This is a genomic window from Lysinibacillus sp. NPDC094403, from assembly GCF_050278745.1.
Lineage (GTDB): Bacteria > Bacillota > Bacilli > Bacillales_A > Planococcaceae > Lysinibacillus.
Window position 1 is genome coordinate 114,370 of the sequence record NZ_JBNNTL010000008.1, and the last position, 16,184, is coordinate 130,553.

Sequence of the window (16,184 nt, forward strand, 5' to 3'; positions counted from 1 at the left end):
TATGTGAAAAAATTATGAAATAATATTATTCTATCATTTTCTGGTAAAGTGTTTTGCTATTCGTTTAAAAATACATACAATTAGGACTATTTGTTCAGTTAATAAAGCAATTAGTATAATATAATAGAAATTGTAGGAAAATATTAGATTTATAGGGAGGTTGTTTCATGAATAAGAAATTAATGACTAAATTCTTAGCGATGTTACTTGTTCTATTCACGGTGTTACCATTTGGTCTTTCCGCAAATGCTGCATCAAGCGATGTGACACGTGGAGATTACGTGAAAGAACTAGTAGAAAGCTTAAATGTAGAGCTAGGTGATGGTTCTAAAATTGCCTTCACTGACGTCTCTAAGGATTTAGCCCCGTATGTAGAAAAAGCAGTAGAATTGAAGCTTATTAAAGGTAAAACGACAACACTGTTCGGCCCAAATGATAAATTGACACGTCAACAAGCATTTGTTATTTCTGCTCGTGGATTAGTCAATGAAAACGCTCCTCTTTCTGTATTAGATAAGTTTACAGATGCAGATCAAGTTGCTACAACGCATAAGCAAGATTTAGCAAATGCCGTTACAGCAAACATATTACAAGGCTTTGAGGATAACACAATTCGTCCTCGAGATTATGTAACAACTGAACAAATGCAAAGTATTATTGAACGTTTCGTAGCTGAATACAAATTACCTACATCTACAACTAAAGTAGACCTTCAAATTTTAGGAACAACAGATATTCATACAAACCTTGCAAATTATAATTATTTCTTAGATAAAGAATCAGCTGATGTAGGTTTAGCAAACACAGCAACATTAATTGAACAAGCCCGTGCTAAGAATCCAAACACATTATTATTTGATAATGGCGATTTAATTCAAGGAACGCCATTAGGATCATATAAAGCGTTAGAGAACGTCCTAAAGCCAGGTGAAGTTCATCCAGCTATTGCAGCACTAAATGCACTGAAATATGATGGTGGAACTTTAGGGAACCACGAGTTCAACTATGGCTTAGAGTTTTTAGATGAAGTATTAAATGATGCAAAATATCCGGTCGTAAATGCAAACACATACGACGCTAAAACAAAAAAACATATGTATACACCTTATGTAATTCTTGATAAAGAGGTTGTAGACAATACAGGTAAAAAGCACACAATTAAAGTTGGTGTTACAGGTATCGTACCAACGAAAATTGTTGAATGGGATGCTATTCATTTAGCAGGCAAAGTAGAAATGCAAGAACCAGTTGAAGCGGTGAAAGAGGTTGTACCAGAAATGCAAAAAGCAGGTGCAGACGTAATTGTAGTACTTTCACACTCAGGTATTGGTGAGGATACTTACGTAAAAGGTAACGAGAACGTAGGATACCAAATCTCTGAGATTGAAGGGGTCGACGCTTTAATTACAGGTCACTCTCATTTAACATTCCCAGGTGACTATAAAAATCTTAAAAATGTTGATCAAGAAAAAGGGACGATTAACGGAGTACCTACAGTAATGGCAGGAAGCTATGGTAGCTATCTTGGAGTTATTGATTTAAAACTAGAACAACAAGGCTCTAAATGGGTTGTAGTGGATGGAAAAGGTTCTATCCGTTCTATCAAACAAGAAGGTTTACAACCATCTAAAACAGTTTTAAATGCAATTAAAGAAGCACATGAAGGTACGTTAAAGTATATTCGTCAGCCTGTTGGTGAGACAACTGCACCAATCCATAGCTACTTCTCAATGGTTCAAGATGATCCTTCTATTCAAATTGTGACACAAGCTCAAAAATGGTTTATTGAAAAAGAATTAAAAGGTACTGCTGATGAAAAAACACCACTTCTTTCTGCTGGTGCTCCATTCAAGGCAGGCTCTCGTAATAACCCTACAGATTACACAAACATTCCTGTAGGTCCGCTTGCGATTAAAAATATGGCAGATATCTATGTTTACGATAATACTGTTGCAACGATTAAAGTAACAGGAGCACAAGCAATTGAATGGTTAGAAATGGCTGCTGGTATTTTTGCAACAGTTGATCCAAATAAAACTGAAGAACAAAATATTATTGACCCAGAGGCACGTTCTTACAATTTTGACGTATTAGATGGCTTAACATATCAAATCGACGTAACATCACCAGCGAAATATGATAGTCGAGGTGTTCTAGTAAACGGAAAAGCAAATCGTATTAAAAACGTGCAATACAACGGTAAACCAATTGATTTAAAACAGGAATTTATCATTATTACGAATAATTACCGCGTGGGTGGTTCTTATGGTGCCACATTTAAAAATACTGATGGCTCTAACGTAACAAACTATGCTTATGAAAATCGTCAAGCTGTAATTGATTACATTATGGAAAACAAAACAATTAATCCTGCTGCGGATAACAACTGGTCATTTGCACCATTCCCAGCAAATACAAAAATTATTTACAACTCTGCTAAGGATGCACAAAAAGTCATTCCAGCAGGCAGCAATATCGAATATTTAGGAGATACAGAAGGCGGCTTTGGTAAATATTTAATTAAATAATGATGAAATATTAAAAGGAGAGTGCGTTGTTAAACGCTGCTCTCCTTTTTGTGTCGCTCAAACGTATGATAACGTGTTCCTTGAAATGTTAATAAGCCATAGTCACTATCTGCAAGCTGCCCATAATCACGACCATTCATTTTTAATTCTAGACGATCCCCACTTTGTACTTCGAACGTTACATAGTAGGATGTATGAGCACTAGAGTTACCAGAACCTCCACTAGTATTTGAACGTTTTGTTACGACTTTAGCGGGTACTGTTAATACTGGTTCATTGTTGTTTTTCGACCATTGTAGAATACCTTTAATAATAGTAAATGCTATAATGCCGAGCACGATAAAAAAGACTATTGAAATAAAATTGGGTGCAAAAGAGAATTCATCAAACCAAAACATAAAAGTCCTCCAATCTACGAAACATTGTTCTAGAAGTCGTTATAAAGGATTTATTTCAAGATCCACCATAATATCAATTACATCACTAATTAATACATCACCTGTTTTCAGGAGCGTATTATAAACTAAATTAAAATCTCGAAGGTCAATTTGTGCCTTCGTTTGGAATCCATGTACTTCTTGCGCCCATGGATTTACACTGTTCCTTGTATATACTGTTAAATACGATAGGCGTCGTTATGTCTTTAACTTCTTTCAGCGGATTTCACGGAATTATGCAGAGGCATAATTGATTAGTTAAATATCCATTTAAAGTAAATTTCTTATCTTCTAGTTTTTCAATATATGTAGATGTAAATAAATTTTTTGGATAAATGTCAGCGTCAAAAAAAGTAGGAGATACAAGATGCACATCACGATCAAAGTTTTTTGTGGAAACATTAGCAACTGCGATTGTAAATGATATTTTTACATCCTCCATTTGTTTAATATCTGGCATAGCTATTTCTGCAATGTACGATTCACCATATATTTTAGATACCATCATATGTCGTACAGAAAAGTCAATAGTTGAATGACTAAAATCAATCGCATACCTTTTTCGTTGGAAAAGCCCCATAAAACAGTATCTTACACGAATAATATATTAAACAATTCGGATATTCAATGGACTTTCAGAAAAAATGAGAAAATATGACAACGAAAAAAGTTTATTTTGTGAATACTTGGTAATTATAAAAAACTATGCTCCATGAAAGCTGGTTTGTCAACATAGCTTGGGAGCGTTTTCCGTTCTAACTATACGCTTTCTTCGGGGCAACCGATGAGGGTCTCTTCTGTTGACGCTTTGATCCCTTGAGTAGCCCTAGCCTTCATCCGAACCAGCCAATTTATATACATAGTTTCCGTTTTAACAGATGCATCTCTAGATAGATAATCTTATCTTTCAGATAGGTGATAAACAATGGAAGTAGTCATAATAATGAAATCATGTGCATCTATATAGTAGAAGTTGAATCTAAAGTAATCCCAAATATGAAAAATCGTAAGTTACATTTAGTAATCAAATTTAAAATAGTAAATAGATTACTGTAAGTAAATAAGTTACTTCAAATTTACTTTTTTAAAAATAATCGTTACAATAGAGTACATAAGAGGTGAAAAAAATGAGTGAGACAAATTTATGTCCTCGTTTAGCTAAAGCAATGGATTTAATCGGAAAACGCTGGACAGGGCTAATTTTATATCAATTATTAGATGGACCGCAGCGCTTTAATGAGATTGAATCTGCGTTGCCAGTAAGTGGTCGTTTATTATCTGAACGTTTAAAGGAGCTAGAAAAAGAAGGGCTTGTTGAACGGAAAGTATATTCAGAGGTACCGGTGCGTGTTGAGTATTCTATGACGGATAAAGGTCGGGGACTAGAAGGAGCGATCCGCAATATCGAATCATGGGCAACGAGCTGGCTTTAAAAGTTTGAGGTCTATCTCGAAATTTTTGATGGATAAAAAAACAATGGCCATATGTAACACTAGTGACCATGAATTTTCTTTATCATATTCATCATCTCTGCACAGGGAGACCTGGTAAGGCGAGATAAAAAATACCCTTCATTTTACTTGTCAAATACGGGTTCTAAATCCATACTAGTGTAGAGTAAGAAGGACGTTAGAAAGGAATTAGCTCTCATGACAAAAGAACAATGGGCGGAGGATTTAGCAAAGAGCATTAATCCAGCCAATATTAAGTTAGATGAATCATTACAGCAATATACTATGACAAAATTAGGTGGCAAAGCGGATGTTTTTGTTCTCGTTGAAACAGAGGAAGAGGCAGTAACGGTTATTCGCTATGCCCATAAGAATAATATACCTTTATTAATGTTAGGTAATGGATCTAATATGGTCGTTCGTGATGGCGGTCATCGAGGGATCGTTGTTACATTTTCATTTTTAGATGAGATTCACATTAATGGTGACCATGTTTACTCGCAAAGCGGTGCACTTATTAAGGATGTATCGAAACTGGCTGCGGCAGCATCTTTAACAGGTTTTGAATTTGCATGTGGTATCCCTGGCTCAGTTGGTGGAGCTATGGCAATGAATGCAGGTGCATATGGCGGTGAAATTAAGGATATTATTATTTCTTCGAAAGTGTTAACAAAAGAAGGCGAAATTTTAGTATTATCGAAAGATGAGCTTGAACTTAGTTATCGTCAAAGTATTATTGCCAAAAAGGGATATTATGTATTATCATCCGAATTTCAATTAGCAAAAGGTGTACAGGAAGAAATTGATGCAAAAATTGCTGATTTAACGTTTCAGCGTGAATCTAAGCAGCCGTTAGAATACCCATCTGCAGGGAGTGTTTTTAAGCGCCCACCAGGTCACTTTGCTGGCAAGCTTATTCAAGATAGTGGCTTACAAGGAAAAGGCGTAGGTGATGCAGAGGTATCAACGAAGCATGCAGGCTTTATTGTTAATAAAGGTAATGCAACGGCTACTGACTATATTGCAACAATCCAAATGGTACAACGAGTAGTTAAAGAAAAGTTTGGCATCGATTTAGAAACAGAAGTAAAAATCGTTGGTGACGACTTATAGGATATTACGCCCTTCACTAATGGTGGAGGGCGTTTTTATTGAGGAGTGAAACAGAAAATGAAGTTTATATCATGGAATGTTAATGGAATTCGAGCGTGCTTAGGTAAAGGATTTTTAGATTTCTTCAATCATGTAGATGCAGATTTTTTCTGTATTCAAGAAACAAAGTGTCAGGCTGAACAAGTGAATATTTCACTTGAGGGATATGAGCAATATTGGAATTATGCACAGAAGAAAGGTTATTCAGGTACAGCCATTTTTACAAAACATACCCCACTTTCAGTACGTTATGGAGTTGGTGAGGATGAATCACAGGAAGAGGGGAGAATTATTACACTTGAGTATGAAGATTTTTACTTAGTGAATGTTTATACCCCAAATTCACAGCGTGATTTAGCTAGATTACCCCTTCGTTTAGAGTGGGAGGATCGATTAGCGCTATATTTAAAAGAGCTAGATTCTAAGAAACCTATAGTTTACTGTGGCGATTTAAATGTCGCTCATATGGAAATTGATTTGAAAAATGCGAAGTCTAATGTTGGTAATTCAGGTTTTACATATGAAGAACGTGTAAAGATGACGGACCTATTGGCAAGTGGTTTTGTAGATTCATTCCGCTACATGTATCCAGATACACCAGACCACTATACATGGTGGTCTTATATGAATAAAGTACGCGAGCGTAATATTGGATGGCGTATTGACTACTTTATTGTTTCAGAAAGACTAAAGAACAAAATTAATGTGGCAAGTATTCATTCACAAATTATGGGCAGTGATCATTGTCCAATTGAATTACAGCTTAATAACTAAGATTTATGAACAATAAAATGATCAATTAAAGTATGGCTCCTCGGCAAAACGAGGGGTTGATTTCCGTTCCGGCTGGGCGCTTTGTTGTTGCTGTCGCTTCGCTTTCGCACAGAGCAGAGCTTCCTGGGGGCGTCCGATGAGCCGCTTTTATTGCTGCCGCTACGTTAGCACTACGCTTTCGCACAGAAAACATCCGCTCCGCTGCAGGGTCTCGGGCCAACACGATGTTGGTCACGAAGGCGTTATCACAGGATGTGATGGTTTTAGCCTTCGTTCCTTTTTTTCGCTGTTCCCCGAGGAGTCGCCCAGCCTCCACTCCAATCAACCTCTTCACATATCTTTTATCTTCTGGCACGATTGTCTAATTTTTAGTGATAGTACGAAACTTTTGCAACATAAATATTTTGTACGAAAGTGAAATGTAATGGAAGCATAGGTAGAGGAAGTGCGTTCGCAGGGAAGCTATTAGCCTGGAATGGAAACCATCCTTATCTATAACATTCACAAAGAGCCTCTTTAATATGACAATAGTTTTTCAACACCATAAAAAATCGTATTTTCTATAAGGAAATACGATTTTTTGTTTTTTATAAGCAATGTTTTTACAACCCATTAAACTAAATTTCAACCCTTTTAAAAGGATTTGCATGCGAATAAAAGAATATATTGCAAAAAGGGGGTCGAGATATGAGAAAGTTTACATGGAAAAAGTGGTTACTGGCTATAGCGGGATTTTTAGCTATAGTAGCTATTGTCGCATTTATCGGATTTACATGGTATATGAATAAATCAAAACCAGTAATTGAAGGAGAGCTTTCAGTGAGCGTGCTAGATCAGGATGTAACTGTTACAAGGGATGATAAAGGTATCCCTCATATTTTTGCTAAGACAGATGCAGATTTATATCGTGCACAAGGCTATGTTCAAGCACAAGATCGACTGTTCCAAATGGATTTAGCGCGAAGACAAGCTAGTGGTCGTTTATCGGAAATAATCGGTGAGGCAACTATTAATACTGATAAACATTTCCGAACATTTAGTTTGCGAGATGCAGCTGAAAAATCACTATCTACCTATGATGCAGAAAGTAGGCAGGTACTTGAGTGGTTTGCGGATGGCGTCAATGCTTTTATTGCGCAAGCCAAAAAAAATAATACATTAAGCTACGAATTTGCATTACTAGGTTACGAACCAGAAGAGTGGTCCATTGTAGACTCTCTTACTATTGGTAAATATATGGCCTATGACTTAGGAGGTAATTGGAATACGCTTGCGTTCCGTCATTGGGCTTTACAAAACTTTGATGAAGAAAAAGCTAAAGAATTATTTATAAAATATCCTAAAAACGCTTCATCCATTCTCGAGGCAAATAAAGAAAATCCGGTAGCCGTAGCAGGGCAATTTAATGCAAACCTGCTACCCAATGAATTTAACGGCAGTAATAACTGGGTCGTATCAGGGAGTAAAACCAAAAATGGAACTCCAATTTTAGCGGATGATCCACATTTAGGATTAAGTACACCTTCAATTTGGTATCAAATGCACCTACAATCGCCTGAGCAAAATGTTAGTGGCGTAATCTTTGCAGGTATTCCAGGTATTATTTTAGGCCACAACGATAACATTGCATGGGGGGTAACGAATGTTGGACCTGATGTACAGGATTTATATATTGAAATACCAAATCCGAATAATCCAACGCAGTTCCGCTATGATGGCAAATGGGAGCAAGCGGAGGTACGTGATGAACCGATTAAGGTGAAGGACGGAGAAACGGTAGATTTTGAAGTCGTTGTCACACGTCATGGTCCAATCATGACAGATTTAGCTTTTAAAGATACTAAGCCTACAGCACAATTTTCGATGCAGTGGACGGCACTGCAATCAACGACAGAGCTACGTGCTGTACTAGGCTTTAATAAGGCAAAATCCTGGAATGAATTTGACAAAGCGTTAGAGGATTTTAAGGCACCAGCTCAAAACTTTGTTTTTGCATCAAAGGATGGCACGATTGCTTATAAAGCGAATGGTCAAATTCCGATTCGAAAACAAGGAGACGGGCAATTACCAGTACCAGGTGATTCTAGTGAATATGGGTGGGACGGTTTTATCCCCTGGAATGAGCTACCGACTGTAGTAAACCCAGATGAAGGCTTTATTGCAACAGCGAATAATGAAGTTATTGGGGAAGAATATCCTTATCATATAACAGATTTCTGGGCACAGCCGTATCGTTTTGAACGGATTAAGGAAGTTCTAAAGGCCAATGATTCTTTAACTGTGGAAGACATGATGAATTTACAAATGGATCAGCATAACCTGTATGCCCGTGAGTTTTTACCATACTTATTAACATCGATAAAAGCACAAGATCAGGATGGGAAATATAAGGATGTTATTAAATTATTAGAGAATTGGGATATGGTAGATGCAAAGGATTCGGGGGCGCCATTAGTGTTCCATACATTAATGGAAAAGTTACAGGAAGTGTTATTTAAGGATCAGATGCCAGAAGATATGTATGAATTAATGTATGGGAAATTTAATATTACAGACCAGCTTTTACGTACAGCTTATGAAGGTAAGAAGAGCATATGGATTGAGGAGCAGGGTGGAGTCGATGTAACAGTTTACAAGGCGTTAGAACTCACTGTTGACCAAATAGAAGATCAATTCGGTAAAAACGTATCGAAATGGAAATGGGGTAACTTCCATCAACTTACCTTTGATCATACATTAGGTAAAGCTTCGCCAATTCTTGCGGCATACTTTAATGCTAAGAAGGTTCCTATTGGTGGTTCGAAGGTTACTGTTCAGGCTGCTGATAATGATCTAGCTGGAAACGTTAATCACGGAGCGTCATGGCGATTTGTTGTAGATGTTGGTGATTTAAGCTCAGCCTATCATATCGTTGGTCCTGGACAGAGCGGACATGTAAAATCTGCTTGGTATCAAGATCAAGTAATGGATTGGGCTAATGGAGATTATCATCAAACGTTTGTGAGAAAAGAAGATATTAAAGGTAAAACGTTGTTATTAAAAGCACAGTAGGAAGAGATGCTATAAGAATCTATAGGGTTTTATATTAAGAAAACATGGTTTTTCAGCAAAGCGAGGGGTTGATTTCCGTTCCGACTGAGCGCTTTTATCGCTGCCGCAGAACCGATGTTGGTCACGAAGGCGTTATCACAGGACGTGATGGTTTTAGCCTTCGTTCCTGCTAAATCGCTGATCCTCAAGGAGTCGCTCAGTCTCCACTCCAATCAACCTCTTAGCATGCCTTATTAAACTCCACTTTGTTTAATATGTCACCATAATTTCTTTATCACAACAATATGCCAAAGCTATCACATTGAAGTGATAGCTTTTTTACTTTTATATTTATGTGTTAGCAATTTAAATAAAGTAATTTTTAAATTTGTGATATAAATCATTTACATTCAAATATTTGTTTGAATATGATGGAATATTATGTTATAGTGAAAACAATCAAACGAACATTTGAATGAGGTGAGGAAATGCCAAAAGAAGTATGCGAAATAACACAAGTCAATGAAGAAGCGGTCATTAAGATACAACGACAAATGCCAGATCTATCAGGGGTAGCAAAATTTTTAAAGGCATTATCTGATGAAACAAGACTTAAAATTGCGTATTCCTTAACGGTCGAGGATGAATTGTGTGTTTGCGATGTTGCCTCCATTATCGGATCGTCAGTAGCAACAGCATCGCATCATTTACGTTATTTGAAAGATAATAATTTAGCGAAGTCATATCGCAAAGGAAAGCAAATGTACTACTCTTTAGCTGATGAGCATGTGTATCAAATTGTAACGGTTGCCTACGAACATGTGAAAGAGGGGATTGGAAATGGCAGCGATACCAACTAAACAAGAATATAGGCTACAAAACTTATCCTGTGCCAGCTGTGCAGCAAAGTTCGAAAAAAATGTAAAGGCTATTCCAGAGGTCCAGGAAGCACAAGTGAATTTTGGTGCTTCTAAAATAACAGTCGTTGGTAACATTGACATTGATCAACTTGAAGAAGCAGGTGCCTTCGACGGCATAAAAGTATCCCAATCAACTGCAAGAACAATTGAAAAATCAACACCTTTTTATCGAAAAACAGAAAATATATTAGCTGGAATCTCTTTGTTATTCGTAGTGCTTGGATATGTGTTTGGAGCAATGCGTAGTGAAACTGATCCGCTAACTATCGGGATGTTTATTATCGCGATTCTAGTTGGGGGGATTGGAATTTTTAAAACAGGCTTCCGCAATCTAGCACGCTTTGAATTTGATATGAAGACGCTGATGACCATTGCAGTAATAGGTGCAGCCATTATAGGAGAATGGGAAGAAGCAGCCGTTGTTGTCTTTTTATTCGCAGTAAGTGAAGCGCTTGAAGCATATTCAATGGATAAGGCGCGTCAATCGATTCGTCAGCTAATGGATATAGCTCCACCTACAGCAACGATAAAACGTGCACATGGTGAGCATTTCCATGAGATGGAGTTGCCAACGGAGGAAATTGAGATTGGTGATATTTTAATTGTTAAACCAGGTCAGAAAATTGCTATGGACGGAATTGTAGTCAGTGGATTGTCAGCGGTGAATCAGGCGGCGATTACAGGTGAATCAATTCCGGTTAGTAAAACAATCGATGACGAAGTATTTGCGGGGACTCTGAATGAAGAAGGTGCTCTAGAGGTTCGTGTGACAAAGCGAGTAGAGGACACAACAATTGCAAAAATCATTCATCTTGTTGAAGAAGCGCAGGCAGAAAAAGCACCTTCACAGCAGTTCGTTGATCGCTTTGCGAAATACTACACACCTGCAATTATGATTATTGCTTTACTTGTAGCGGTTATACCACCTTTATTCATAGGTGATTGGCAACATTGGATTTATCAAGGATTAGCAGTCCTTGTTGTAGGTTGTCCATGTGCACTAGTCGTTTCTACTCCTGTTGCTATTGTTACAGCCATTGGGAATGCAGCTAGACAGGGTGTTCTTATTAAAGGCGGTATTCATTTAGAGCAGCTTGGTCATATTGAAGCAATAGCATTTGATAAGACAGGTACACTGACAAAAGGTCAACCTGCTGTAACAGATATTTTTACATCGAAAGAGATGTCTGAGGATTATGTTTTACAGCTAGTAGCAGCAGTTGAAAAACAATCGCAACATCCATTAGCAAAAGCTATTTTACAGGCATTGCATAATAAAAATTTAACAGAGCTTATACCAACAGACTTTCAATCTGTAACAGGCAAGGGTGCCTATGCAACGGTAGATGGTCAAACAATCTATGTAGGGAGCTTGAAATGGATTGCTACATTAACGACTGTTGATGAAATGATAAAAGAACAGGTTAAAAAACTTCAACAACAGGGTAAAACAGTTGTAGCAGCTGTTAGTAATGATCAGTTTATTGGGATGATTGGTATTGCTGATCAATTACGACAAGAAAGTAAAGATGTCCTGAATAAATTAAATGGTCTAAAAGTGAAGCATAAAGTTATGCTAACGGGTGATGCAGAGCCAACAGCACAGGCAATTGCAACTTCTTTAAATATGACAGATGTAAGGGCAAGTTTATTACCAGCAGAAAAATTAATGGCTATTAAAGAATTACGTGAACAGTTTGGCGCAGTGGCAATGGTAGGAGATGGTGTCAATGATGCACCTGCACTTGCCTCAGCCAATGTTGGTATTGCAATGGGAGGTGCGGGCACTGATGCAGCACTGGAAACTGCGGATATCGCATTAATGGGTGATGATTTAACGAAGCTTCCTTATACAATTGGCTTAAGTAGAAAAACATTACGCATCATTAAAGAGAACATTATATTTGCCCTAGCCCTAAAATTAGTTGCCCTGTTACTCGTTATCCCAGGATGGCTAACATTATGGATTGCAATCTTTGCAGATATGGGTGCTACATTACTAGTTGTGCTTAACTCATTACGATTAATCAAAACTAAGAAATAGTGAATAAGATATAATCCGGTGGAAGCTTGTAGGAAAATAATCACTCTAAGGAGCTAGTGATATTTATTGGAATAGATGCTACTAGTGATTCTTGAAAAAAAACTTTGTTAACGCTATTATGGTTTCAGGAATAATGTAACAATTAAATATAAACGAGGCGAAGGTTTGAAATGTCAGATCCTATTTTAGTAAATGTTACAGAGGAAATTGTGCGTGGTTTAGTAAGTTTTCTACTACGAGGACCGGAATATCAAACATTTTGTAAATGTGAAGTCTGTGAACTTGACGCAGTGGCACTTACACTGAATGCATTGCCTAGTAAGTATGTTACATCTATGGAATCCCGAGATGAGGCATTTAAAGTGATGAATACTCCTGAAAATATCGAACGAATCAATAAAGAGATTATTCATGCATTGCATGTGGTAAATAAGTATCCTCGACATAAGACGGAGCCAACTTCTATATGAAGTTGGCTTTTCATGTTTTTAAAAACAAATGGTCAAGGAAATCTTAGTGAATGATGTGATGCATTAAATGAGGGTGGTTTCCGTTCCAGGATACTCGCTTTGTTGCTGTCGCTTCGCTTTCGCACGGAAAACATTCGCTCCGTGCAGGGTCTCGCCTGTCTCGCTTTCCCACGGGAGTCGAGTAGCCTTCCACTTCAATCAACAATAGTGTGGAGCTATTATAAATTTTATGCATTTCAAAAGTGAACGCTTTGGCTACTCATTATATTTGAACTGAATAGACTTATAACATTGACGAGTTTGTACATCTGATGTTGCTGCCGCTACACTTTCGCACATAAAACATTTGTTGCTGAAGTTTCGTTTTATCATTATAAATTAGAGTGTCATACCAGAAGATACACGCTAAGTGAATTGGTTGATTGTAGTGGAGACTGGGCGACTCCTTGGGGATTAGCGTCACAGATGAGACCCTGGAGCGAGCAACGCGAGTGAAGCGGCTCATCGGACGCCCCCAGGAAGCTCTGCTCTGCGCGAAAGCGAAGCGTCAGCGGCAAAGCGCCCAGTCGGAACGGAAATCAACCCCTCGGTTTGCCGAAGACAATACTTTATTTAGAGATACCTCAATTTCATTGACATAAATTTTCAACTACATGGGGGCCAACATATGAAGTTGGTTCTTTTTAGGGTGCACATGTGTTGTTTTTCTGGCATATGTATTTTCAGTTAACTTTTAAGGCAAGCTTGTAGTAAACTAGAGAGTAAGAAAAGGAAAGAGAGGGAATAGGATATGCCAACACCTAGTATGGAGGACCATATCGAACAAATATATTTATTAATCACTAATAAAGGGTATGCTCGTGTGTCTGACATTGCTGAAGCATTATCTGTTCTTCCTTCTTCTGTTACAAAAATGGTTCAAAAATTAGATAAAGATGGTTATTTAGTTTATGAAAAATACCGTGGCCTTACATTGACACCTAGAGGAGAAAAGCTTGGAAAACGTCTTGTACAGCGTCATGAGCTTCTAGAGCAATTTTTGCGAATCATTGGTGTAGATGAAGAGCGAATTTACGATGATGTAGAAGGAATTGAACATCATTTAAGTTGGAATTCAATCGATCGAATTGCGGATCTTGTGCAGGTAATGGAAGAAAATCCGGACATCGCGAAAAAACTAGAGGCATCTAAAACACATCATAATTTCTAACTTGGTTTCACAGATGTTTTTGTAGCGACAGCTATAGAAGTTAATGCCTCCGGACGCAATTATGCCGAGGCATAATTGATAAGTTTTTTGCGAAAATGATGGTATGAGGGAAAGGAAGACAATATGAACGAATTAAAATCAGGTGAAGTTGTTACGTTAACTGTATTGGAGCAACAAACATCGAAATGGATCTTAACAAATGGAGTTGACGAACTACCTTTAAATGCTTCAGAGGTAACAGAGCCACTTGCAGTAGGTGATCGCCTTGAAGTATTTTTATTTGCAGATCGTCGTGGTGATTTAGCGGCTACGACTGCTATCCCATCTTTCGTACAAGGTGAATACGGTTGGGCTCGTGTCCTAAAAGTAGTCGAGCGTGAAGGGGCTTTTGTAGATATCGGTACTTCACGTGAGGTGCTAGTAAAAGCGGAAGATTTACCTGCAATAACAGAGCTTTGGCCAGCACCGGGTGACCATTTATTTATGACATTACGCACAGACCGCAATGGTGATTTATTTGGACGTTTAGCAACTGAAGAAAAAATTTCGGAATTGTATGAAGGTGCATTTGAAGAAATGCACAATAAAAACATTAATGCACGTCCATATCGTTTATTACCAGTTGGCTCATTTTTATTAGGTGTAGATAATCCTTACCGTATTTTTGTCCATCAATCAGAGCTTGTTGCAGAGCCTCGTCTTGGACAAGACGTAGTTGTTCGTATTATTGATGTAAAAGAAGATGGTTCAATGAATGGTTCACTTTTACCACGTAAGCATGAGCGCATTTCAGGTGATGCACAAAAAATTTTAAATTATCTACAAGAGGTAGGGGGCAAAATGCCGTTTGGCGATAAATCCTCACCTGATGAAGTTCAAGAAATGTTTAAAATGAGTAAAGGTGCATTTAAACGAGCTTTAGGTACACTTATGAAAGCTGGTAAGGTGAAACAGCAGGACGGTTGGACAGAGGAAATTTAGGGCATGAGAAGCCACGAATAGATTGAGATTCTAAAGAGTGGTGTCTACTGCCAGAATAAAAGAAATGACGAGAGACAACATTGAAACTTTCTCGTCTTTTTTTCGTACTAATTACTGTATAATGGAATAATTTATACAGGCCAAATGAGTTTTCTAACGAGAGGGGTCACACAATTTGAAAAAAAAGTGGATGAAAATATTAACAGCGACTATGTTAGTATTTGGCGTGATGGCACCAGCAACAGGTTTTGCAGCTGATAATACGCCACCTAAAGCAATTGATGAAAAACTAGGGGTACCGATCGTCGTATATGGTGCAAACTTATCTGAGGCTGAAAAAGAGTCAGTTAAAAAGTCATTAAAAGTGAACGAAGAGCCTGAAGTTGAAGAAATTACAGTTTCAGGTCAAGACTTAGCTAAATATATTAAAGATAGTAATTCAAGCTCTCGTATGTATTCTTCTGCTAAAATTACGCGCAAGAATGCAGGAGAAGGCTTAGTTATTGAAATTGTTACGCCGTCAAATATTACACAGGTTACTTCTGAAATGTATGCGAATGCCATGCTAACTGCAGGAATTGAAGATGCAACAGTACAGGTGGCGGCGCCTAAAGCAGTAACAGGTCATTCAGCGCTTGTTGGAATATACAAAGCTTACGAAGTAACAACAGGTGAAAAGCTTGATACTGATCGTACAGATGTTGCAAATGACGAACTATCAGTAGCAACTACTCTTACGCAATCGGCAGGCGTAGACGATGCTAAGGTTGCAGAATTACTAACAGAAATCAAAAAACAAATTGCAGAATCAAAGCCAGCAACTAAAGAAGAGGTTGAAAAGATTGTGCAAGAGCAATTAAACAAGCTTGAAATTAATTTAAGTGACAAGGACCGTCAATTGTTAGTTGATTTGATGAACAAAATTAGTAAATTAGATATTGATTTTAGTAAATGGTCTAAACAATTAGATGATATTAGCAGTACGATTAAAGAAAAATTCGGATCACTAATGGAAGATACAGGATTCTGGGCGAGTGTGAAAAATTTCTTTGCTAATTTAAAGGATACAATTGCATCATGGTTTAATTAATTCATAGAAAAGAATCTGCAACACTTTCTCCTGATTGTTAGAGGAAAGTGAGCGGATTTTTTTATTTTTTTCGTGCTACCCACCATCTTTGTAAAAA

14 protein-coding genes are annotated in these 16,184 nt (G+C 37.6%); 11 read left to right on the forward strand and 3 right to left on the reverse strand.

Annotated elements, in window-relative coordinates; genetic code table 11:
• The first annotated feature begins 167 nt into the window (after positions 1-167).
• Positions 168-2,528: a bifunctional 2',3'-cyclic-nucleotide 2'-phosphodiesterase/3'-nucleotidase gene (locus ACQKMV_RS14145; protein ID WP_427504704.1), complete on the forward strand. Its 2,361-nt coding sequence runs from the start codon at positions 168-170 to the stop codon at positions 2,526-2,528.
• Positions 2,529-2,557: 29 nt separating this feature from the next.
• Here the strand turns inward: ACQKMV_RS14145 and ACQKMV_RS14150 are convergent, their stop codons facing one another.
• Both ACQKMV_RS14150 and ACQKMV_RS14155 read right to left on the reverse strand, forming a co-directional pair.
• Positions 2,558-2,926, reverse strand: a complete 369-nt coding sequence (locus tag ACQKMV_RS14150; protein ID WP_427504706.1) for a DUF2500 domain-containing protein — start codon at positions 2,924-2,926, stop codon at positions 2,558-2,560.
• Between the two features lie 265 nt (positions 2,927-3,191).
• The gene (locus ACQKMV_RS14155; protein ID WP_427504708.1) at positions 3,192-3,545 is read right to left on the reverse strand and encodes a YceI family protein; all 354 of its coding nucleotides are present in this window, start codon (positions 3,543-3,545) and stop codon (positions 3,192-3,194) included.
• Positions 3,546-4,092: 547 nt separating this feature from the next.
• Between ACQKMV_RS14155 and ACQKMV_RS14160 the strand changes: the two genes are divergently transcribed.
• From ACQKMV_RS14160 to ACQKMV_RS14170, 3 genes are all read left to right on the forward strand, one after another.
• Positions 4,093-4,398, forward strand: a complete 306-nt coding sequence (locus ACQKMV_RS14160; RefSeq protein ID WP_427425033.1) for a winged helix-turn-helix transcriptional regulator — start codon at positions 4,093-4,095, stop codon at positions 4,396-4,398.
• A gap of 216 nt (positions 4,399-4,614) precedes the next feature.
• The gene (murB, locus tag ACQKMV_RS14165; protein ID WP_427504709.1) at positions 4,615-5,529 is read left to right on the forward strand and encodes a UDP-N-acetylmuramate dehydrogenase; all 915 of its coding nucleotides are present in this window, start codon (positions 4,615-4,617) and stop codon (positions 5,527-5,529) included.
• Between the two features lie 57 nt (positions 5,530-5,586).
• Positions 5,587-6,342, forward strand: a complete 756-nt coding sequence (locus tag ACQKMV_RS14170) for an exodeoxyribonuclease III (RefSeq protein ID WP_427504711.1) — start codon at positions 5,587-5,589, stop codon at positions 6,340-6,342.
• A gap of 25 nt (positions 6,343-6,367) precedes the next feature.
• On the opposite strand, the gene ACQKMV_RS14175 is transcribed toward ACQKMV_RS14170, so the two are convergent.
• Entirely contained in the window at positions 6,368-6,526 is a 159-nt protein-coding gene (locus tag ACQKMV_RS14175; protein WP_427504713.1) for a hypothetical protein, read from the reverse strand.
• A 503-nt stretch (positions 6,527-7,029) separates the two neighbouring features.
• On the opposite strand from ACQKMV_RS14175, the gene ACQKMV_RS14180 reads away from it, so the two are divergent.
• From ACQKMV_RS14180 to ACQKMV_RS14210, 7 genes are all read left to right on the forward strand, one after another.
• Positions 7,030-9,393, forward strand: coding sequence for a penicillin acylase family protein (locus tag ACQKMV_RS14180; RefSeq protein WP_427504714.1), 2,364 nt, complete (start codon positions 7,030-7,032; stop codon positions 9,391-9,393).
• A gap of 467 nt (positions 9,394-9,860) precedes the next feature.
• Positions 9,861-10,232 carry an ArsR/SmtB family transcription factor gene (locus ACQKMV_RS14185; protein ID WP_427504715.1) on the forward strand — a complete coding sequence of 124 codons (372 nt, stop codon included), beginning with the start codon at positions 9,861-9,863 and terminating at the stop codon, positions 10,230-10,232.
• Positions 10,213-12,336 carry a heavy metal translocating P-type ATPase gene (locus ACQKMV_RS14190; protein ID WP_427504717.1) on the forward strand — a complete coding sequence of 708 codons (2,124 nt, stop codon included), beginning with the start codon at positions 10,213-10,215 and terminating at the stop codon, positions 12,334-12,336. The genes ACQKMV_RS14185 and ACQKMV_RS14190 overlap by 20 nt, the downstream gene beginning before the upstream one ends.
• Positions 12,337-12,506: 170 nt before the next feature.
• On the forward strand, positions 12,507-12,806 hold the full coding sequence (locus tag ACQKMV_RS14195; RefSeq protein WP_427504719.1) for a late competence development ComFB family protein: 300 nt from the start codon (positions 12,507-12,509) through the stop codon (positions 12,804-12,806).
• A 790-nt stretch (positions 12,807-13,596) separates the two neighbouring features.
• The gene (mntR, locus tag ACQKMV_RS14200) at positions 13,597-14,016 is read left to right on the forward strand and encodes a transcriptional regulator MntR (protein ID WP_049663374.1); all 420 of its coding nucleotides are present in this window, start codon (positions 13,597-13,599) and stop codon (positions 14,014-14,016) included.
• Positions 14,017-14,139: 123 nt separating this feature from the next.
• Positions 14,140-14,997, forward strand: coding sequence for a CvfB family protein (locus ACQKMV_RS14205; protein WP_427504720.1), 858 nt, complete (start codon positions 14,140-14,142; stop codon positions 14,995-14,997).
• Between the two features lie 175 nt (positions 14,998-15,172).
• Complete coding sequence (locus ACQKMV_RS14210; RefSeq protein ID WP_427504722.1) at positions 15,173-16,087, forward strand: DUF1002 domain-containing protein; 915 nt, start codon at positions 15,173-15,175, stop codon at positions 16,085-16,087.
• Positions 16,088-16,184 lie beyond the last annotated feature (97 nt).

Excerpts from the sequence above, each read along its gene's own strand:
- ACQKMV_RS14185 (WP_427504715.1), top strand. The coding sequence starts at position 9,861 with ATGCCAAAAGAAGTATGCGAAATAACACAAGTCAATGAAGAAGCGGTC.
- ACQKMV_RS14195 (WP_427504719.1), top strand. The coding sequence starts at position 12,507 with ATGTCAGATCCTATTTTAGTAAATGTTACAGAGGAAATTGTGCGTGGT.
- ACQKMV_RS14205 (WP_427504720.1), top strand. The coding sequence starts at position 14,140 with ATGAACGAATTAAAATCAGGTGAAGTTGTTACGTTAACTGTATTGGAG.
- ACQKMV_RS14150 (WP_427504706.1), bottom strand. The coding sequence starts at position 2,926 with ATGTTTTGGTTTGATGAATTCTCTTTTGCACCCAATTTTATTTCAATA.
- ACQKMV_RS14170 (WP_427504711.1), top strand. The coding sequence starts at position 5,587 with ATGAAGTTTATATCATGGAATGTTAATGGAATTCGAGCGTGCTTAGGT.
- mntR (WP_049663374.1), top strand. The coding sequence starts at position 13,597 with ATGCCAACACCTAGTATGGAGGACCATATCGAACAAATATATTTATTA.
- ACQKMV_RS14180 (WP_427504714.1), top strand. The coding sequence starts at position 7,030 with ATGAGAAAGTTTACATGGAAAAAGTGGTTACTGGCTATAGCGGGATTT.
- murB (WP_427504709.1), top strand. The coding sequence starts at position 4,615 with ATGACAAAAGAACAATGGGCGGAGGATTTAGCAAAGAGCATTAATCCA.
- ACQKMV_RS14145 (WP_427504704.1), top strand. The coding sequence starts at position 168 with ATGAATAAGAAATTAATGACTAAATTCTTAGCGATGTTACTTGTTCTA.
- ACQKMV_RS14155 (WP_427504708.1), bottom strand. The coding sequence starts at position 3,545 with ATGGGGCTTTTCCAACGAAAAAGGTATGCGATTGATTTTAGTCATTCA.
- ACQKMV_RS14190 (WP_427504717.1), top strand. The coding sequence starts at position 10,213 with ATGGCAGCGATACCAACTAAACAAGAATATAGGCTACAAAACTTATCC.
- ACQKMV_RS14160 (WP_427425033.1), top strand. The coding sequence starts at position 4,093 with ATGAGTGAGACAAATTTATGTCCTCGTTTAGCTAAAGCAATGGATTTA.